The organism is Sphingobium cyanobacteriorum, from assembly GCF_030580935.1.
Taxonomy (GTDB): Bacteria; Pseudomonadota; Alphaproteobacteria; order Sphingomonadales; family Sphingomonadaceae; genus Sphingobium; species Sphingobium cyanobacteriorum.
In genome coordinates this window covers 344,203-363,960 of sequence record NZ_JAUQOM010000003.1, presented here as the reverse complement: position 1 = coordinate 363,960, position 19,758 = coordinate 344,203, and the positions used below count along the sequence as shown (strand labels likewise).

Here is a 19,758-nt window from a genome sequence, read left to right as displayed (position 1 = left end):
GGGCGATTGCCCTGTTCTGGGGCTGGCGTTCGCGCCTGCATCTGGGCTAGACCGGCCGCATGACCGATGGTTTGCGGACAGGACGCCGCGTCTCAGGCCGACCCTATGCCGCCCGGCTCCTGCTCGCGCCGATGCTGATCGCTGCGCCATGCGCCGCGTGGGCGCAGGATATGCCGCCGCCGGCCGCCGTGCCGCAGCCCGACCAGCCGCTTGACGCCATGCCTGATATCGGTGTCGACTGGCCCGACATGGCCCAGCCTGACATGATCGCGCCGCTGCCCGGTGATTCGGCCGATGTCCAGCCCCCGTCATCGGACGGCGTCAGTGCAGAAGCGCAGCCTGTCGTCACGCCGGCCGAGGAGGCCGTCATTTTCACGGATGCGGGCGAGGAACGGCGCTATACGGTGCAACTCACCGGCATAGAGGCCATCGCCGATGCGCCCTTCACGCTGCGGTTCGATCAATTGTCCGTTCTGCGTCAGGGACAGGGCAAGCCCGCCAATCTCGCCCAGATCAACCGGCGGGCGAAGGAGGATGGCGAACTGTTGCAACGGTTGCTGCGCGCCAAGGGCTATTATGCCGCACGTGTCCGCAGCGCCGTCGCCGCGCCGCCGCCGGGCAGCGAGCGGCTGTCCGTCACCTTCGACATTGCGCCCGGCACGCAATATCTGCTCGATTCGGTCGATGTCACCGGCCTTGCCGAAACCGGGGATCGCGAAGCCGATCTGCGCGCCGCCTTCCCGCCCAAGCCCGGCGACCCGGTCGATGCCGACGCGATCCTGGCCGGGCGCGATGCGCTGAGCGTCAAGCTCGCCGAAAGCGGCTTCCCCTTCGCCAGGGTCGATGAACCGGAAGTGCGGATCGACCATGAGGAGCGCAAGGGCGACCTGGACATCATCGTCACGCCCGGCGGCTTCCGTCGCTTCGGCGCGATTCGTATGGATGACGAGGCTCTGTTCAGCGCCCATCATGTCCAGGAAATCGCCCGCTTCGATTCCGGCGATCCCTATATGGCGTCCGATGTGGAGGATTTGCGCCGCGCCATTGTCGCCACGGGCCTTGTATCCTCGGTGACGCTGACGCCAAGGGACGCCGGCGATGGCGAGCATGTCGATATCGCTGTCGACGCTCGCGCGGCCAAGTTGCGCACCATTGCGGGCGAACTGGGCTATGGCACGGGGGAGGGCTATCGCGCGGAAGTGAGCTGGCAGCATCGCAACCTGTTCCCACCGGAAGGCGCGGTGACGGTGCGCGGGGTGCTCGGTACGCAGGAGCAGACGGCGTCCTTCACCTATCGTCGCAACAATTTCAAACGGCGCGACAATGTGCTGACCGGCTTGGTGTCGATCAGCAATATCCGGCGGGACGCCTATGACGCGCGCACCATCACCTTGTCAGGCTATCTGGAACGGCAGACCAACATCCTGTTCCAGAAGAAATGGGTCTGGCGGTTCGGCGGGGAACTGATCGCGTCGGACGAGGCTGATGCCTTCAGTGGCGGCGCGCGCCGCACCTTCCTGATCGGCGCGGTGCCGGTCAGCCTGACCTATGACGGCAGCGACGACCTGCTCAACCCCAGCAAGGGCTTTCGCCTGGGTGCGCGGGTCAGTCCCGAACTGTCCTTCCAGGACAAGACCTTCGGCTATACCCGCGTGCAACTCGACGGCAGCATCTATCAGCCGGCGGGGGAGAAGCTGGTGGTCGCCGCGCGCGCCCGGTTCGGCACAATCCTGGGGTCGACGGTGGACCAGATCGCGCCGTCGCGCCGCTTCTATGCCGGCGGTGGCGCGTCGGTGCGTGGCTATGGCTATCAGGCGATCGGGCCGCGCTTTGGCGACGACAATGATCCTGTGGGTGGCAAGAGTCTCGCTGAATTTTCGCTGGAAACGCGGGTGCGCTTCGGCAATTTCGGGGTCGTGCCCTTTATCGATGCGGGCAATATCTCCGCCAGCTTCCTGCCCCGCTTCCGCGACCTGCGCCTGGGCGCGGGCATGGGGCTGCGTTATTATAGCAGCTTCGGCCCGATCCGCATCGATGTGGGAACGCCGCTCAATCCGCAGTCGGGCGATCCCAAGGTCGCGGTCTATGTCTCGCTGGGCCAGGCATTCTGATGACGGACGAAACGCTGGACCCCATCGTCGTGCCGCCGCCGCCCGCGCCCAAAGCCCGGCGCGCCTGGGACGGGCGCTGGCAGCGCTGGCTCGCCGGGCTGCTCGCGGCGGTGTTGCTGGTCGTGGTCGGCGCCCTGGTCTGGCTCGACAGCGCGCCGGGCCATCGCTTTCTTGCCGCGCGCATCACGACCATCCAGTCGCGGTCGGGCCTGCGCATCCATGTCGACCGGATCGATGGCAGCATCTATCGCAAGGCGGTTCTCCACAATCTGACCCTGGCCGATCCCAAGGGCGTATTTCTGGATGCGCCGCGGGTCGAACTGGACTGGTGGCCCTTCGCCTGGCTGTCCAACCGGCTGGACATCGACCGGCTGATGATCCCGCAGGCGACATTGCGCAAGCTGCCCAAACTCAACCCGACACGACGGGAAGGGCCGATCCTGCCCGGATTCGACATTCGCCTGATGCAATTTTCGGTCGGTCGCCTGACCATCGCTCCGGCCGTCACCGGGCGCACCCGGCTGGCGACGATGGCGGGCGATGCGGACATTCGCGGCGGCCGCGCGATCATCGACCTGTCGGCGCGTACGCTGGATGGCGGCGACGCGCTGACGGTCGCGCTCGACAGCCGACCGGACAAGGATCGTTTCGCCCTCGACGTGACGGTCAATGCGCCCAAAGGAGGCGTGCTGGCCGCGATGGCGGGGCTGAAACAGGCCGCCAATCTGCGTATCGGTGGCAAGGGAAGCTGGAGCCGCTGGGACGGCAAGCTGGCCGCCACGCTGGACGCCAGGCCGGTCGGCGATTTCGTCCTGTCGGCGCGCAGCGGCGCCTATGCCGCACGTGGTACGATCGCTGGACGGGCGATCGCGGGCAATGGCCTGTTGCGCCGCATGGCCGACCCGCGCCTGATGGTCCGGGCCAGCGGCACCATGGTCGACCGGGTGATCGACGGCCACTTGACCCTGCAATCAGCGGCCTTTGATCTTGACGCTGATGGCGGCATCGACCTGCGCAACAATGCGGTCGACAATATGCTGATCGCGGTGAAGCTGGCGCGGCCGCAGGCCCTGCTTAAAAATATGCGCGGCAGCGATGTTGCCGCCAAGGTGCGGATCGATGGCGCCTTCGCATCGCTTGGCTACGAATATCTTCTGACCGCCAGGCAGATCGCCTTCGACAAGACGGTCATCCATGATGTGCGCGCGAACGGGAAGGGGCGGCGGGCCCAGGCCGGCCTGGCGCTGATCCCGCTGACGCTGCGCGCCCGCCGGCTCGACGGGCAGGGCGACCTGATCGAGGGTATCGTCCGTAATTTCCAGATCAACGGCGTGCTGCAACTCGACGGGCAGCAGATCATCAGCAACCCCATGCCCTTCCGTTCCGACAAGCTGCGCGGCAAACTCGTGATGATCGCGGATGTAAAGACTGGCCGCTATGATTTCGGGCTGGACGGGCAGCTCAACGGGCTGTTCATCCAGGGGCTGGGCATTGTCGATCTTACTTCCAAGCTGCGCGCCGCGCCGCGCGCCGATGGCGGCTTTGGCCTCAGCGGTCATGCGCTGGCGCGGGTGCGGCGGCTGGACAATGATTTCCTGCGTTCGCTGGGCGGCGGCCTGCCGACGGTGCGCAGCGGGCTGGACCTGCTGCGCGGCGGCGAACTGGCGCTGACCAATCTCAGGCTCGATTCGCCATTGTTGACGCTGAGCGGCAGCGGCCTGCGCCACCCCGACCAGACGCTCCATCTGGAAGGAACGGGGCAGCATCAACGCTATGGCCCGTTGCAATTGACGCTGGACGGCCGGATCGAAAAGCCGACCATCGATCTGACCCTGCAACGGCCAATGGACGCGCTGGGCCTGCGCGACGTGAAGGCGCATCTGATCCCGGACAGCAATGGTTACACCTATGTCGCGAACGGCGGATCGACGCTTGGCCCCTTCACTGGCCGGGGCGTCATCCTGTTGCCACCGCGCGGGCAGGCGGTGGTAAGGGTCGCCAGCCTCGTCGTGTCGGGCGTCACCGCCAGCGGCGACATCCGCCCTATCGATGGCGGGCTGGACGGGCAACTGGCCGTCAGTGGTCCGGTGAGCGGCTATATCGCGTTCAGGCCGGTCGCCGACGTGCAGCAGGTGCAACTCAAGCTGACCGCCAGCGACGCCAGTTTCGACGGGCCGACCGTCATCACGGTGCGGCGCGGCACGCTGGAGGGGATGATCCTGCTCAAGCCGTCCGCCACGACGCTCAACGCCACGGTGCAGGCGCGCGGGTTGCGGGTGGGTGGCGTGCTGCTGGGCCGGATGGCGGCCAATGCGGAACTGGTCGACGGGGCAGGCAAGGTCCGGGCCAGCCTGTCGGGGCAGCGCGGCCGTATCTTCAATATTCAGGGGGAGGCGCAGGTGGAGCCGGATCGCATCCGCCTGACCGCCGGCGGGACGATCGACAAACGTGCCATCCGGCTGGACCGCGCCGCGCTGCTGACCCGGACGCAGGATGGCTGGCGCCTGTCGCCCGCAACCATCAGCTATGCCGGCGGATCGTTGCAACTGGCGGGCGAACTGGGCGCGGCCGTCACCCATATCGAGGCGCGGATGCAGAAGCTGCCGCTCTCGCTGCTCGACATCGGCTATGACAATCTGGGGCTGGGCGGCCTTGCCACCGGATCGCTCAGCTATGCCCAGCCGCGTGGCGGCGGCCTGCCCACCGGCAAGGCGGAATTGCGCATTCGTGGCCTGTCCCGCTCCGGCCTGTCCCTGAGTTCGCGGCCGGTCGATGTTGGGGTCAATGCCGTGCTGACGCAGGATAGGCTGGCAACGCGCATGGTGTTCGTCGCCGACGGCCGGACGATCGGCCAGGCGCAGGCGCTGCTCAATCCGCTGGGTCGGGAAGGCGGATTGGTGCAACGGCTCAACCGCGCGCCTTTCTTCGCGCAACTGCGCTACAATGGCACCGCTGATACGCTGTGGCGACTGACGGGTGTGGAGATTGTCGACATCAGCGGGCCGGTCAGCGTGTCGGCCGACATGCGCGGCACAGTGGAGGAGCCGGTCATTACCGGCACCTTCGCCACCGACAGTGCTGGCATCAACAGCCCGGTGACGGGAATGCGGCTGCGCGGGGCCAAGGCGCGGGGGCGTTTTTCCGGCGCGCAACTGGTCATTTCCAGCTTCGCCGCGACCGCGCAGAATGGCGGGACCGTCACCGGCACGGGCCGCTTCACCTTCAACGGCATCGCCGGCGTCGGCATGGACTTGGCGCTCCAGGCGGACAATGCCGCCCTGCTGGAGCGCGACGATATAGCTGCCGCCGTGACCGGGCCGATCACGATCCGCTCCGACGGGTCGGGGGGCACGATCGGTGGCGACCTTGTCCTCAACAAGAGCCGCTTCACCATGGGCCGCGCCGCCGCCGTCGCCGAAATCCCCGAACTGCGCGTGATCGAGGTCAACCGCGCCGGGGAAGAGGTCGAACGGCCGCGCGCGACCGTCCCCTGGGCGCTGGCGATCAGGGCGCGGGCGCGCAACCGGCTGACCGTCACCGGCCTTGGCATCGACAGCGAATGGCGTGCCGATCTCGACATTGGCGGCACCGTGTCCAGCCCGGCGCTGGCGGGCACGGCGGAACTGGTCAAGGGCAGCTATGACTTCGCCGGTCGCCGGTTCGACCTGCGCGAAGGCAAGATCCAGTTCGACGGCCGTACCCCGGTCAACCCGACGCTCGACATCGATGCGGAGGCGAATGTCAGCGACCTGACCGCCACCATCCATGTCGGCGGCACTGGCCTGAAGCCCGACATCAGCTTCAACAGCACGCCTGCCTTGCCGCAGGACGAACTGCTGTCCCGCATCCTGTTCGGCACGTCGATCACCAACCTGTCCGCGCCCGAAGCGCTCCAGCTCGCCTCGGCGATCGGATCGCTCCAGGGCAAGGGCGGACTGGACCCGATCAATGCGGTGCGCAAGGCGGCGGGGCTGGACCGGCTGCGCATCATCGCGGCCGACCCGACGCAGGGACAGGGCACGGCGATCGCGGCGGGCAAATATCTTACCCGCAAAACCTATGTCGAACTCATCACCGACGGGCAGGGTTATAGCGCGACCCGGATCGAATATCAGGTCACGCGCTGGCTCTCGCTGCTCGCCGCCATTTCCACGCTTGGCCGCGAAAGCGCCAATGTTCGCATTTCCAGGGATTATTGAGCATGGCCAGGAGCCGCATCGACGCTGCCACCGCGATCAGCGTGACGGATCTGTTCACCATCGGCATAGGCCCGTCCAGTTCGCATACGGTAGGGCCGATGCGCGCCGCGCTGATGTTCATGGACTCGCTGCCCGCCCGGCCGCAAAGGGTGCAGTGCGAATTGTTCGGGTCGCTGGCGTTGACCGGCCGGGGCCATGCGACCGACAGCGCCATCCTCCTCGGCCTGTCCGGCTATCGCCCGGAAAGCGTCGATCCAGACGCGATTGGCGCCATCCTCGCCGCGATCCGTACCGATGGCCGCATCCGTGCGGGCAGTACGGTCGATCAGTGGGTGGCGTTCGAGGAAGCGCGCGACCTCCTCTTTCGCATGGGCGATTTTCTGGAGGCGCACAGCAACGGGATGCGCTTCACCGCCTGGCTGGCGGGGCATACGGAACCGCTGGTGCGCGATTATTTTTCGATCGGCGGCGGCGCGGTGCTGCCCGGCGTGACGTTGACCGACGATGTCTCTCCGCTCGGCCATAATGTCGTCCAGCCCTATCCTTTCTCTTCCGGCGCGGAGATGCTGGCGCAGGGGGAAGCGAACGGTCTGTCGATCGCGACCCTGGTGCTGCGCAACGAAGGCGCGTGGCGCGCGCAGGGCGAGACGGGCGCCTTCCTCGACAGCGTGATCGACGCGATGAGCGCCTCGATCGACCGGGGGCTGGAACAGGAAGGGCTGCTGCCCGGCGGCCTCAAGGTGCGTCGTCGCGCCCGCGCCATCCACCAGCGCCTGCGCCTGCAACAGGACGCGCTGGGACCGGCGCAGATTTTCGAATGGGTCAGCCTGTTCGCGCTGGCGGTGAATGAGGAAAATGCGGCCGGTGGCCGTGTCGTCACCGCCCCCACCAATGGCGCGGCCGGCGTGATCCCGGCGGTGCTCCATTATTATCGCCGCTTCGTGCCGGGCGCGGACCGGGACGGGGAGCGTCGATTCCTGTTGACGGCGGCGGCGATCGGCTTCCTCTACAAGAAGCGCGCCTCCATTTCCGCCGCCGAAATGGGGTGCCAGGGGGAGGTCGGCGTCGCCTGCTCGATGGCGGCGGCGGGGCTGGCCGCCGTGCTGGGCGGCACCAACGGGCAGGTCGAAAATGCCGCTGAAATCGGCATGGAACATAATCTGGGCCTTACCTGCGATCCCATCGGGGGCCTGGTGCAAATTCCCTGCATCGAACGCAACACGATGGGCGCGGTCAAGGCGATCAACGCCGCCTATCTCGCGCTTCAGGGCGATGGCCGGCATATTGTCAGCCTGGACGCGGTGATCGAAACCATGCGCCAGACCGGCGAGGACATGGCCAGCCGGTACAAGGAAACGTCGCTTGGCGGCCTGGCCGTCAATGTCGTGGAATGTTGATCGGGTTCCCTCCGTTCATCCCCCGATCTGAACAGTAAAGCGACGAGCCGATCCGATAACGTGTCATTCTTGCAACATAATCAAGCGTTTATCTTCCGTTCATGAAACCAACCGGCGCGGCGGGGCTTGTGCGTCTCACCCCGTTCGAAAGGGGCAGAGAATGAAACGGAGTATCTTTTATGCGTAAGTTGATGGTCGCAACGCTTCTCGCTGGCGTCCCCTTCGCAACCCCCGCCTTCGCGCAGGATGTCAACCCTACCTTCACCGGCCCCCGTGTTGAAGCGATCCTTGGCTATGATCGCACCGGCGCCGGCAGCGACGTGGACAATGACAATGGCCGGGACGACCAGAAGATCGACGGCCTGCTCTATGGCGTGGGCGCTGGCTATGACATCAATGTCGGCAGCGCGGTCCTGGGCGTCGAAGGCGAATATACCGATTCCACCGCAAAGAGCAGCCGCCGCGACTTTTCCGACCAGTTCGGCTTCGGTCGTGTGAAGCAGGGCCGCGACCTTTATATCGGCGCGCGCGCCGGTATCCTCGCCAACCCCGCCACGCTGGTCTATGTGAAGGGCGGCTACACCAACACCAAGCTGGACGTGCTGGCCGGCGACACCAACCAGGAAACCGATACCGATTTCAAGCTGGATGGCTGGCGCATCGGCGCGGGTGTGGAACGCGCGATCAACACCAATACTTTCGCCAAGGTCGAATATCGCTACTCCAAATATGACAGCGCCCATATCGACTTCATGGACGGCGCGACCAGCAGGGAGTTCGACATCGACACCGACCGGCATCAGGTGGTGGCGAGCGTCGGCTGGCGCTTCTGATATCATCTGTTCGGACAGCCGGGCCAGGCTCCTGCCTCTGCGGAGCGCCGCTGTCCGGTGAACAGCACAAGTCCAGATGAAAAGGGGCTGGTCATCCGACCGGCCCCTTTTTTGCGTCAACGGGACGATCTCCCCTATCTGTGCCGCTGCCCATCTGCTACTGACATTATTGTGAGTAACGCGATTCCCCATTCCTATTCGGTCGGTATCGACCCGGACGACATCGACTTCATGGGGCATGTCAACAATGCCAGTTATCTGAAATGGGTGCAGAATGCCGTTCTGGACCATTGGCGCGCGCTCGCCCCGGCCGAAGCGGTCGCGGAGCATCTCTGGGTCGCGCTCAAGCATGAGATCACCTATCGCAAGCCCACCTTCCTGAACGATGAGGTGATCGCCACCGTGTTGCTGGAAAAGGTGCAGGGCGCCCGCGCTTTTTACGAAACGGTGATTCGCCGGGGCGAGGACGTGCTGGCCGAAGTGAAATCAAGCTGGTGCTGCATTGACGCCACAACCCTGCGTCCGGCGCGGCTGGCGCGTGAAGTGATCCAGCATTTCTTTGCGAGCGATGGCGATCCGGCCTGACATCTGCTGGAGAGGCGGTTGCTTTCAACCGAGTATGGCGCTGCTCTGGAAAACGGCGCGGACCAGTTCGGCCTGGCCCCGGACATTCATTTTCGCATAGATATGCTTGGAATAGCCGCGTGCCGTTTCCTCGGTCAGGTGCATGGCGGCGGCCGCCTCGCCGATCGTCTGTCCCTCACTGATCAACAGGCACAATTCCGCTTCGCGTGGCGACAGGCCGAACAGATTGGCCAGCAACGGCCGCCTGTCCCTTTCCGCCGGGTGTGGCATCCGGCAGAAAAGCAGCAGCGCGGGTGAAGCAATAGCAGTGCCGACAGGCGGATTCATGGGGACCAGCAGTGCTTCCAGTCGTGGTTCCTGGACCAGAACCGCCGTGCGCGGTTCGGCATCCTGGCTCAAGGCCTGCGCCACGATGTGGCGGGCCTTCTGCGATTCCGGTTGCAGCCGTTCTCCGACCAGATGACCGAACCCAGGCGTGGTCCGTAATATGTGGGCGAAAGCGGGATCGATGTCGATCACGCGCATGTCGCGGGCAATCGCCATCCAGCCCACGCCCGCCCGCACCAGTCCCCCGGCGGCGACTGCGGATCGCAACTGTTCCCGTTCGGCCTGCACGACATTGTGCAGGGCCACGGTGATGTGGGGCGCCAATGCTGTCAGCAAGGCGCCGTCCGTCGCCGAAAAGCTGGAATGGTTGCTTGCCAGCATCAGCCACGCGCTGGCGCCGCCCGTTTCCCGCACCCTAATGATGCGCTCGTCGACAATGCCCAGAGCGCGGTTGAACCGTTCCTCGGTCGCATGAAGCTGGGGATCGACCGCCACGAGTTCGGCCATATGATATGTTCGGCCCGGTCGCAGGGCTTCATAGGGCAGGGTATGACGGTCATAGGGGTTGTCCATTGCCAGCGTTGCGGCTGTCTCCCGCAAATCCTTGCCTGCGAACAGGATATGGGGCGGACTTGATGAGGGGCCGCCCGGCGCCAGCATCAGCGCGGCATGATAGGCGTCGGTGCGGCGCAGCAGCCGCGTAAGAAAATTACGCCAATGGCCGCGGTCATGCTGCCCGGCATATAGGGGAAGAAGCAAATCTGTTTCATCGGCGCTGGTTAATTGCATTTCACCCCCATATGGGGGGAGAAGCCTGAAGTCATGTAAATTATGGAGTGTGCACTATATGACAAGGGAGGATGGCCAGTGGCGATCGACAAACAGACACTCACGCATCTTCAGCGGTTGGAATCCGAGGCAATCCACATCCTGCGGGAGGTCGTTGCCGAGGCCGAAAAGCCGGTGATGCTCTATTCGGTGGGCAAGGACAGCGCCGTGATGCTGCATCTTGCGCGCAAGGCCTTCTATCCCTCGCCGCCGCCCTTCCCGCTGCTGCATGTCGACACGACCTGGAAATTTCAGGAAATGTACAAGCTGCGCGACCGGATGGCGCAGGAAAGCGGCATGGAATTGCTGGTCTATCAGAATCCCGAAGCGCAGGAGCGGGGGATCAACCCGTTCGACCATGGCGCGCTCCATACCGACATGTGGAAAACGGAAGGTCTGAAGCAGGCCCTCAACCTTTACGGTTTCGACGCGGCCTTTGGCGGCGCGCGGCGTGACGAGGAAAAGAGCCGTGCGAAGGAACGCATCTTTTCATTCCGTACCGCCAGCCATGGCTGGGATCCCAAGAATCAGCGCCCGGAATTGTGGAACCTGTACAATGCCCGCAAGAACAAGGGCGAAAGCATCCGCGTGTTCCCGATCAGCAACTGGACCGAACTGGACATCTGGCAGTATATCCATCTGAACGATGTGCCGATCGTGCCGCTCTATTTCGCCGATCATCGTCCGACGGTGGAACGCGATGGCATGTTGCTGATGGTCGATGACGACCGCTTCCCGCTGCGGGATGGCGAGACGCCGGTGATGCGCTCGATCCGCTTCCGCACGCTGGGCTGCTACCCGCTGACCGGCGCGGTCGAGAGCACGGCCAAAACGTTGCCGGAAGTGATCCAGGAAACGCTGCTCACGACCACGTCGGAGCGGCAGGGCCGCGCGATCGACAAGGATGCCGGTGGCGCCGGCATGGAGAAGAAGAAGCAGGAAGGATATTTCTGATGCGGCGCGCGCCTCTGCTTTTTGCGCGGCAACGCGCAGACGCAGAAGGATCGTGCCAGGCAAAGGATCGTCCTGTCGTCGCACCGGCTCTGATCGCTGCGACCATCGATTGCAAAGGGCGGCTGTACCGCGAGCGCGACATGTCCGCGTCTCCACCCGCCGCGTGAACCCATAAAGCCTGCCCGCAGGGAAGGATCATGATATGACCGACACCATCGCAGACCCCATTTACAAGACCGACGCGCTGATCGCGGAGGATATCGACCAGTATCTCAAGGTGCATGAGCACAAGACGATGTTGCGTTTCATCACCTGCGGGTCGGTGGACGATGGCAAGTCGACGCTGATCGGGCGGCTGCTCTATGACAGCAAGATGATTTTCGAGGACCAGCTCGAAGCGCTTCAGGCGGACAGCAAGAAGGTCGGCACCCAGGGACAGGAAATCGATTTCGCCCTGCTGGTCGACGGCCTGGCCGCCGAACGTGAACAGGGCATCACCATCGATGTCGCCTATCGCTTCTTCGCCACGGAAAAGCGCAAGTTCATCGTCGCCGACACGCCCGGCCATGAACAATATACCCGCAACATGGTGACGGGCGCCTCGACCGCCGACCTGGCCGTCATCCTGATCGATGCGCGCAAGGGCGTGCTGACGCAGACCCGCCGTCATTCCTATCTTGCCCATCTGATCGGCATCCGCAACATCGTGCTGGCCATCAACAAGATGGACCTGGTTGATTATGATCAGGCTGTTTATGACGGCATTCTCAAGGATTATAGCGAGTTCGCCCGTTCGATCGGCATCACCGCATTCACCCCGATCCCGATTTCCGGTTTCAAGGGCGACAATATCACCGGCCCGTCGGCCAACACCCCCTGGTACAAGGGCCCGGCGCTGATCGCGCATCTGGAGACGGTCGAGGTCAACAGCGCGACGGATGCGGACAAGCCGTTCCGTATGCCGGTCCAGTGGGTCAACCGTCCCAACCTGGACTTCCGCGGTTTTTCCGGTCTGATCGCCACCGGATCGGTGAAGCCGGGCGATGCCGTGCGCGTTCTGCCTTCGGGCAAGACCAGCAGTGTCACGCGCATCGTCACGCTGGACGGGGATCTGGAAGAAGCGGTCGCCGGCCAGTCGGTCACGCTCTGCTTTGCCGATGAAGTCGATTGTTCGCGCGGCGATGTCATCGCGCTGGCGGACAATCCGCCGCAGGCCGCCGACCAGTTTGAAGCGACGATCGTCTGGATGGCCGATGAAGCGATGCTGCCGGGTCGTCCCTATTGGCTGAAACTGGGCACCCAGACCGTGAGCGCCACGGTGCAGCAGCCCAAATATCAGGTCAATGTCAACACGATGGAGCATCTGGCGGCCAAGACGCTGGATCTGAACGCGATCGGCGTCGCCAATCTGTCGACGGACAGGCAGATCGTGTTTGAACCCTATGCCGACAATCGGACCCTGGGCGGGTTCATTCTGGTCGACAAGATCACCAACGCCACCGTGGCGGCGGGGATGCTGAACTTCAGCCTGCGCCGGGCGCAGAATGTCCATTGGCAGGCAACCGATGTCAGCCGCGATTCCCATGCCAATCTTAAGAATCAGAAGCCTGCGGTTCTCTGGCTCACCGGCCTGTCGGGGGCTGGCAAATCGACCATCGCCAATCTGGTCGAAAAGAAGCTGGTGCGGATGAACCGTCACACCTTCCTGCTCGATGGCGACAATGTGCGCCATGGCCTGAACAAGGATCTGGGCTTCACCGATGCCGACCGGGTGGAAAATATCCGTCGCGTGGGCGAAGTGGCGAAGCTGATGACCGATGCGGGGCTTATCGTCATCACCGCCTTCATCTCGCCCTTCCGTTCGGAACGCGACATGGTGCGTCAGATGATGCAACCCGGTGAGTTCATCGAGGTGCATATCGACACGCCGCTGGCGGATGCCGAGGCGCGCGATGTCAAGGGACTCTACAAGAAGGCGCGGGCTGGCGACCTCAAGAATTTCACTGGCATCGACAGCCCTTATGAAGCGCCCGAAGATCCCGAAATCCATATCGACACGACGGCGCTGACAGCCGAAGAAGCGGCCGACCTGATCATCGCGCGGTTGATCCCATGAGCGCGCCGATGACCGATACGGAACTCGCCGCCCATCTGGCTGAGGTTGCAGGCCGTCTCCTGCTGGACGTGCGTGGATCGGGCCTGTTCAGCCCCAAGGCGCTGGGCAAGGCGGGTGATCAGACCGCCAACCAGTTCCTTGTCCACGCGCTGCGCGAGGTGCGGCCGGAGGACGGGCTGCTTTCCGAAGAGGAAAAGGACAACCCGGATCGGCTGGCCAAAAGCCGGGTGTGGATCGTCGATCCGGTCGATGGCACGCGCGAATATGGGGAAGCGCGTTCCGACTGGGCGGTGCATGTCGGCCTGGCGATTGACGGCGTGGCCGTGATTGGCGCAGTCGCCCTGCCGGGACTGAACGGCGAAGATGGTGGCCAGGGCACGGTGCTGCGCTCTGACCGGCCGGTCGCCGTGCCGCCTGCGCCTGAAACGCTGCGCATGGTCGTGTCGCGTACCCGGCCCGCCAAGGAAGCGGTCGCGGTCGCGGAGCGACTGGGCGCGGAACTGGTGCCGATGGGCTCCGCCGGTGCCAAGGCGATGGCGGTCATCCTGGGCCAGGCCGATATCTATCTGCACAGCGGCGGCCAATATGAATGGGATTCCATGGCGCCGGTTGCGGTTGCGGCGGCGCATGATCTCCATTGTTCGCGCATAGACGGCAGCCCCCTGATCTACAATCAGAGCGACGTCTATCTGCCCGACCTCCTCATCTGTCGCAAGGAGCATGCCGCCCGCGTCCTGGAACTGGTCGCGCAGGTGCAACGCGAGATGGTCTAACGCACCTGGCGTTTGTCCAGCTTTCTTGCCAGCGTCCGCCGGTGCATCCCCAGCCGGCGGGCCGCTTCCGATATGTTGAAGTCGCTGTCTTTCAGCACTTCGTGGATATGTTCCCATTCCAGCGTCTTGATCGATGTCGGGCGGGGCGCCAGCGGCGTCGCGGGGTTGCCGCCCGACCGGGCAAAGGCGGCCTCGATGTCGTCGGTGTTCGACGGTTTGGCCAGATAGTTGGTCGCGCCCAGCTTGATCGCCTCCACCGCCGTGGCGATGCTGGCAAAGCCGGTCAGCACGACGATCAGCATCGCCGGATCATGGGCGTGGAGCGCCGCCACGCAGGCGAGGCCCGATTGCGGTCCAAGCTTCAAATCCACGACCGCAAAGCCGGGCCGGTTGGTGGTCAGCAGGGCAGTCACGCGCTCCAGACTGTCAGCCAGCAGAACGTCATAGCCGCGTCGTTCGAACGACCGTTTTAGCGTCCGCGCGAACGCCTCGTCATCCTCGACGATCAGAAGCTGTCTTTCAGTCATCATGCCTGTCCTCATCCAGCGCCAGGGTCGCAAAGGGCAGGCGCAGCAGCACCATCGCGCCGCCGTCCGCGCCATTGCTGGCGTCGACCCGTCCGCCCAGCTTGCGCACGACATTGACCACCAGGAACAGCCCCAGCCCGCCACCCTGCCGGCCCTTGCTCGACCGATAGGGCTTGCCGAAATCGGCCAGCATCTCCGGGCTGAAGCCCCGGCCATTGTCGCGTACCGCGATATGCAGCCACTGGCTGTCGCGACTGACCATCATGTTGACATAGGTTGCGCCGGCTTCGCGCGCATTGTCCAGCAGGTTGGTGACGGCCTGACGGATGACAGGATCAGCGACGATGCGCGGATAGTCGTGCGGCCCAAAGTCGCTGCGCAGCGGCATACCCGGAACGGCGGCCCGCCAGTCGCGGGCGATGCTTTCGATGAAGCTGCGCACGTCTGTTGCCTGGGGCGCTTCTCCGCGTGCCTCGCCCGCCGACATGAGGATGCCGGTCAGGATCGATTTGCAGCGCCTGACCGCCGCTTCCATCTCTTCGACCTCCTCGACCAGTGCCGGGTCTTGCCGGATCTGCGGCATATGCCGCCAGTCGCCCAGCACGACGGCCAACTGGGCCAGGGGGGTGCCCAACTCATGCGCCGCGCCTGATGCCAGCAGGCCCATGCGCACGATATGCTCTTCCTCCACCGCCTGTTGTCGCAGCCGGGCGAGGTAGGAATCGCGCTGTTGCAGGTTGCGCGTCATCTGCGTCATGAACAGCACCACCAGCACCGCGATCATGACCAGGCAGATCCAGGTGCCGATGATGTGCAGGTCGAACAGATGCCCTTCCAGCCGGTCGCTCAGATCCAGCGGCCGATAGGCGAAGCTCAACATGGCCGCGCACAGCGATGATGCGGCGACGATGCCCCAGACGCTCCAGCGATGCAGCAGCACCGCGCCCAGCGCTACCTGCACCAGATAGAGCGAGAGGAAGGGATTGGTCGCCCCGCCGCTCAGATATAATTGCGTCGTCAGCGCCAGCACGTCGAACAGCAGCGCCAGGAACAGTTCCGCATGGGTGATGTCGGCGCGACGGCGCAGCACCATCAGGCTGCCGATATTCATCAGAGCCGCGATGCAGGGGACCACCAGCATCGATGTCAGCGGCAAATGAATGTCCATGCCATGATGGACAATCAGGATCGTCACAAGCTGTCCCGCAATCGCGATCCAGCGCAATTGCACCAGCAGCGCCATATTGCGTCGCCCGGCGGCGTCGGCCGGCCACTGGCTGGGCAGCCAGCGGATGCGCCTGGCGACGGGAAGGGTCATTCCCCGCAATCTTTCCAAGTCTGGCGCATGACCAGACTATAGGCGCCTACAGTCATGGCCGCCAGTATGAACCAGGTGATGGCATATTGCAGGTGATTGTTGGGGAAGGCGATGATGGTCAGGCCGCCGACGGGGTAGGCGGCGGGGCCGGCCTGCGCATCGACGAAATAGTCCGCCCTCACGCCGGTCAGGCCGCGCGCCTGCGCGATCACGGCCACGTCCCGTGAATACCAGCGGTCGCCTGCCGGATCATTGTTGCGCAGGAAGCCGCCACCCGGTTCCGTGAGCCGCAACAGGCCGGTGACGCGCACCTCGTCCTGGGGCCGGTCGTAGCGGGTCTTGCGGCCGGGCGGCACGAAGCCGCGATTGATGAGGGTGATCGCCTTGTCGCTGACGAGCGGGGTCAGTACCCAGAAACCGGGGCCGCGCACGGTGACGGCCTGCACCAGCGCCGACTTGTCATGGAGGAAGCGGCCGGTCAGCGTGACGCGGCGATATTCGTCCTCCTGCGTGGCGCGAAGCGGGGCCGGGACGGGCGCGGCGTGGATGCGGGCATCGACACGGGCGATCAGGTCGCGCTTCCAGGCGAGGCGATGGATCTGCCAGGCGCCGAGCGCACAAAAAGCGGAGAAGAGAAGAAAGGCGATCAGCGCCAGGCCGGTCAAGAAGGCCGGGGAGCGTTTGGAGCGCCCCCCGGTTTCGTGGATTGTCACGGCATTTCGCTCATATTCGCCATGGCATTCATGTCGTGCATTGCGCCCATGTCGTCGCCACCGCTCATTTCGCCGTGCATCTCCATGGCTGCGTGGGGCATCATATTGTTGTTGAGATGATACATGACCCACATCGATCCCGACAGGGTGATGACGACCAGCACGATGGTCAGCCCCATCGCCATGAACGACCAGCCGCCTTCGACGCGGGTGTTCATGTGCAGGAAGTAGATCATGTGGACCACGACCTGCACGGCGGCGAAGGCCATGATGATGAAGGCGGTCAGTTGGGCATTGCCCAGCACGCCCGACATCACCAGCCAGAAAGGGATGGCCGTCAGGATCACCGACAGGCCAAAGCCGATCATATAGCTGCCGAAGCTGCCATGCGCGCCTTCGTCATGATGTTCCTCATGATGGCCGTGAGAATGGACAGCGTCGCTCACCGCAGGACTCCCATCAGATAGACAAAGGTAAAGACACCGATCCAGATGACGTCGAGGAAGTGCCAGAACAGGCTGAGGCACATCAGGCGGCGTTTGTTGGCGGGGATCAGGCCCTTTTTCGCGACCTGCACCATCAGCGTGACCAGCCAGATCGACCCGAAGGTGACGTGCAGCCCGTGGGTGCCGACCAGCGTGAAGAAAGCCGACAGGAAGGCGCTGCGCCATGGACCGGCGCCCTCATGGATCAGATGCGCGAATTCATACAGTTCGATGCACAGGAATGCGCCGCCGAACAGCAGGGTGACGAACAGCCAGCCCTGGGTGGCGCTGACCCGGTTCTTTTCCATCGCCAGCATGGCAAAGCCATAGGTGATCGACGAAAAGAGCAGCATCGCGGTGTTGAGCGCGATGAGGTTCAGGTCGAACAGATCCTTTGGCCCCGGCCCGCCGGCGAAATTACCGCCGAGCACGGCATAGGTGGCGAACAGGATGGCGAAGATGAGGCAGTCGCTCATCAGGTACATCCAGAAGCCCAGCATGGTGCTGTGCCCTTCATGGAGGTGCGGTTCCTCCGGCAGATGGTAGGTCCGCGTTTCCAGTGGTGCGGTTGTGCTGCTCATGCCATGGGGCCTCCCGCCGCGAGGATGCGGGTACGCGCTTCCTCGGTGCGCGTGACGACATCCGCGGGGATGTAGAAGTCGCGTTTGTAGTTGAAGCTGTGGAAGATGGCGAAGCCGACAATCCCCAGGAAGCTGAGGCCGGCGAGCCACCACATATACCAGATCAGCGCAAAGCCGCAGAGTGTGGCAAGGGCGGCCAGGATGACGCCCGATCCCGTGCGGCTGGGCATGTGGATCGGCTGGTAGCCGGTCAGCGGACGCTGATAGCCGTTTTTCTTCATGTCCGCCCAGCTATCGGCGTCATAGACGACCGGGGTGAAGGCGAAATTATAGTCCGGCGGGGGCGAACTGGTCGCCCATTCCAGCGTGCGGCCATCCCAGGGATCGCCTTCCACCTTCAACTCGTCGCGCTTCCAGATGGAGACGGCGAACTGCACCAGCATCGCGCCGATACCGGCCGCGACGATCGCGGCGCCGATCGCGGCAATGACGAACCATATCTGCAATGAAGGATCGTCGAACACGCGCATCCGGCGGGTCACGCCCATCAGGCCCATGATGTAGAGCGGGGTGAAGGCCAGCCAGAAGCCGATGTTCCAGCACCAGAAGGACACATGCCCCCAGAACTGGTTCAGTTTGAAGCCGAACGCCTTTGGCCACCAATAGTTGATCGCCGCGAACAGGCCGAACAGCACGCCGCCGATGATCACGTTATGGAAATGCGCGATCAGGAACAGCGAATTGTGCAGCACGAAGTCGGCGGGTGGCACCGCCAGCAGCACGCCGGTCATCCCGCCGACCGTGAAGGTCAGCATGAAGGCGACGGTCCACATCATCGGCAGTTCGAAACGGACCCGGCCGCGATACATGGTGAACAGCCAGTTGAACAGCTTGGCACCCGTCGGGATCGATATGATCATCGTCGTGATGCCGAAGAAGCTGTTGACGCTGGCGCCAGACCCCATGGTGAAGAAATGGTGCAGCCACACCAGGTAGGACAGCACCATGATGGTGCAAGTGGCATAGACCATCGATGTATAGCCGAACAGCCGCTTGCCCGAAAAGGTCGATGTGACTTCGGAAAAGACGCCGAACAGTGGCAGGATGAGGATATAGACTTCCGGGTGGCCCCAGATCCAGATCAGGTTCACGTACATCATCGGGTTGCCGCCGAAATCGTTCGTGAAGAAATTGGTGCCGGCATAGCGGTCGAGCGACAGCAGCACGAGCGTCGCGGTCAGGATCGGGAAAGACGCGACAATCAGGACGTTCGCGCACAGCGAGGTCCAGGTGAACACCGGCATCTTCATCAGGGACATGCCCGGCGCGCGCATCTTCACGATGGTCGCGATCAGGTTGATGCCCGACAATGTCGTGCCAACGCCCGCCACCTGTAGCGCCCATATATAATAATCGACCCCGGTGGCCGGGCTGTAATCGATCCCCGACAGCGGCGGATAGGCGAGCCAGCCGGTCTGGGCGAATTCGCCCAGGAACAGCGAGCACATCACCAGCACCGCGCCGCCGGTCGTCATCCAGAAGCTGAAATTGTTGAGGAAGGGGAAGCTGACATCGCGCGCGCCGATCTGGAGCGGGACGATATAGTTCATCAGCCCGGTAATGAACGGCATCGCCACGAAGAAGATCATGATCACGCCATGCGCGGTGAATATCTGGTCATAATGGTGGGCGTTCAGATAGCCTTCCGACCCGTTGAAGGCCATCGCCTGCTGCAACCGCATCATGACCGCATCGGCAAAGCCGCGCAGGAACATGATGAGGCCCAGCACCATGTACATGATGCCGATCTTCTTGTGATCGACGCTGGTGAACCACTCCTTCCAGAGATAGCCCCAGAGCTTGAAATAGGTCAGCGCCGCGACCAGCGCCGCGCCGCCCAGCACCACCGCGCAGAATGTCGCGACGACGATGGGCTCATGCCATGGGAAACTGTCCCATGTCAGACGACCGAAGATCATCTGTGCTGTTGTCATTGTGCCAGTCATGGGCC

The 19,758-nt window shown here is 63.9% G+C and carries 15 protein-coding genes; 8 read left to right on the top strand and 7 right to left on the bottom strand.

What is annotated here, in order from left to right; all coding sequences use genetic code 11:
- The first annotated feature begins 59 nt into the window (after nt 1-59).
- From Q4610_RS10110 to Q4610_RS10090, 5 genes are all read left to right on the top strand, one after another.
- Entirely contained in the window at nt 60-2,111 is a 2,052-nt protein-coding gene (locus Q4610_RS10110; RefSeq protein WP_304535812.1) for an autotransporter assembly complex protein TamA, read from the top strand.
- Complete coding sequence (locus tag Q4610_RS10105; protein WP_304535811.1) at nt 2,111-6,310, top strand: translocation/assembly module TamB domain-containing protein; 4,200 nt, start codon at nt 2,111-2,113, stop codon at nt 6,308-6,310. The genes Q4610_RS10110 and Q4610_RS10105 overlap by 1 nt, the downstream gene beginning before the upstream one ends.
- 2 nt (nt 6,311-6,312) lie before the next feature.
- Complete coding sequence (locus Q4610_RS10100; RefSeq protein WP_304535810.1) at nt 6,313-7,707, top strand: L-serine ammonia-lyase; 1,395 nt, start codon at nt 6,313-6,315, stop codon at nt 7,705-7,707.
- Nucleotides 7,708-7,886: 179 nt separating this feature from the next.
- Nucleotides 7,887-8,540: an outer membrane protein gene (locus tag Q4610_RS10095; RefSeq protein WP_304535809.1), complete on the top strand. Its 654-nt coding sequence runs from the start codon at nt 7,887-7,889 to the stop codon at nt 8,538-8,540.
- A 171-nt stretch (nt 8,541-8,711) separates the two neighbouring features.
- A complete protein-coding gene (locus Q4610_RS10090) occupies nt 8,712-9,125 on the top strand; it encodes an acyl-CoA thioesterase (protein ID WP_304535808.1) in 414 nt (137 codons plus the stop codon).
- 24 nt (nt 9,126-9,149) lie between these two features.
- Here the strand turns inward: Q4610_RS10090 and Q4610_RS10085 are convergent, their stop codons facing one another.
- Complete coding sequence (locus Q4610_RS10085) at nt 9,150-10,211, bottom strand: helix-turn-helix domain-containing protein (RefSeq protein WP_304535807.1); 1,062 nt, start codon at nt 10,209-10,211, stop codon at nt 9,150-9,152.
- A gap of 108 nt (nt 10,212-10,319) precedes the next feature.
- Here Q4610_RS10085 and cysD point away from each other — a divergent pair, with 108 nt between their 5' ends.
- The 3 genes from cysD to Q4610_RS10070 all read left to right on the top strand — a co-directional run bounded on the left by cysD (nt 10,320) and on the right by Q4610_RS10070 (nt 14,123).
- A complete protein-coding gene (gene cysD / locus Q4610_RS10080) occupies nt 10,320-11,234 on the top strand; it encodes a sulfate adenylyltransferase subunit CysD (RefSeq protein ID WP_304535806.1) in 915 nt (304 codons plus the stop codon).
- Between the two features lie 202 nt (nt 11,235-11,436).
- Complete coding sequence (gene cysN, locus Q4610_RS10075; protein ID WP_304535805.1) at nt 11,437-13,350, top strand: sulfate adenylyltransferase subunit CysN; 1,914 nt, start codon at nt 11,437-11,439, stop codon at nt 13,348-13,350.
- Between the two features lie 8 nt (nt 13,351-13,358).
- Nucleotides 13,359-14,123, top strand: coding sequence for a 3'(2'),5'-bisphosphate nucleotidase CysQ (locus Q4610_RS10070; RefSeq protein ID WP_304535804.1), 765 nt, complete (start codon nt 13,359-13,361; stop codon nt 14,121-14,123).
- Here the strand turns inward: Q4610_RS10070 and Q4610_RS10065 are convergent.
- From Q4610_RS10065 to cyoB, 6 genes are read right to left on the bottom strand one after another with little or no spacing between them, the layout of a single operon-like run.
- Nucleotides 14,120-14,653, bottom strand: a complete 534-nt coding sequence (locus Q4610_RS10065; protein ID WP_304535803.1) for a response regulator transcription factor — start codon at nt 14,651-14,653, stop codon at nt 14,120-14,122. The genes Q4610_RS10070 and Q4610_RS10065 overlap by 4 nt on opposite strands.
- On the bottom strand, nt 14,643-15,968 hold the full coding sequence (locus tag Q4610_RS10060; protein ID WP_304535802.1) for an ATP-binding protein: 1,326 nt from the start codon (nt 15,966-15,968) through the stop codon (nt 14,643-14,645). Before Q4610_RS10060 ends, Q4610_RS10065 begins: the two co-directional genes overlap by 11 nt.
- Nucleotides 15,965-16,681 carry an SURF1 family protein gene (locus Q4610_RS10055; protein ID WP_304535801.1) on the bottom strand — a complete coding sequence of 239 codons (717 nt, stop codon included), beginning with the start codon at nt 16,679-16,681 and terminating at the stop codon, nt 15,965-15,967. The genes Q4610_RS10060 and Q4610_RS10055 overlap by 4 nt, the downstream gene beginning before the upstream one ends.
- Nucleotides 16,678-17,127: a cytochrome o ubiquinol oxidase subunit IV gene (gene cyoD / locus Q4610_RS10050; protein WP_304535800.1), complete on the bottom strand. Its 450-nt coding sequence runs from the start codon at nt 17,125-17,127 to the stop codon at nt 16,678-16,680. Before cyoD ends, Q4610_RS10055 begins: the two co-directional genes overlap by 4 nt.
- Nucleotides 17,124-17,747, bottom strand: a complete 624-nt coding sequence (cyoC, locus tag Q4610_RS10045; protein ID WP_304535799.1) for a cytochrome o ubiquinol oxidase subunit III — start codon at nt 17,745-17,747, stop codon at nt 17,124-17,126. Before cyoC ends, cyoD begins: the two co-directional genes overlap by 4 nt.
- Complete coding sequence (gene cyoB, locus Q4610_RS10040; protein ID WP_304535798.1) at nt 17,744-19,753, bottom strand: cytochrome o ubiquinol oxidase subunit I; 2,010 nt, start codon at nt 19,751-19,753, stop codon at nt 17,744-17,746. Before cyoB ends, cyoC begins: the two co-directional genes overlap by 4 nt.
- Nucleotides 19,754-19,758: the final 5 nt, after the last annotated feature.

Excerpts from the sequence above, each read along its gene's own strand:
- Q4610_RS10110 (WP_304535812.1), top strand. The coding sequence starts at position 60 with ATGACCGATGGTTTGCGGACAGGACGCCGCGTCTCAGGCCGACCCTAT.
- Q4610_RS10105 (WP_304535811.1), top strand. The coding sequence starts at position 2,111 with ATGACGGACGAAACGCTGGACCCCATCGTCGTGCCGCCGCCGCCCGCG.
- Q4610_RS10100 (WP_304535810.1), top strand. The coding sequence starts at position 6,313 with ATGGCCAGGAGCCGCATCGACGCTGCCACCGCGATCAGCGTGACGGAT.
- Q4610_RS10095 (WP_304535809.1), top strand. The coding sequence starts at position 7,887 with ATGCGTAAGTTGATGGTCGCAACGCTTCTCGCTGGCGTCCCCTTCGCA.
- cysN (WP_304535805.1), top strand. The coding sequence starts at position 11,437 with ATGACCGACACCATCGCAGACCCCATTTACAAGACCGACGCGCTGATC.
- Q4610_RS10070 (WP_304535804.1), top strand. The coding sequence starts at position 13,359 with ATGACCGATACGGAACTCGCCGCCCATCTGGCTGAGGTTGCAGGCCGT.
- Q4610_RS10065 (WP_304535803.1), bottom strand. The coding sequence starts at position 14,653 with ATGATGACTGAAAGACAGCTTCTGATCGTCGAGGATGACGAGGCGTTC.
- Q4610_RS10060 (WP_304535802.1), bottom strand. The coding sequence starts at position 15,968 with ATGACCCTTCCCGTCGCCAGGCGCATCCGCTGGCTGCCCAGCCAGTGG.
- cyoC (WP_304535799.1), bottom strand. The coding sequence starts at position 17,747 with ATGAGCAGCACAACCGCACCACTGGAAACGCGGACCTACCATCTGCCG.
- cyoB (WP_304535798.1), bottom strand. The coding sequence starts at position 19,753 with ATGACTGGCACAATGACAACAGCACAGATGATCTTCGGTCGTCTGACA.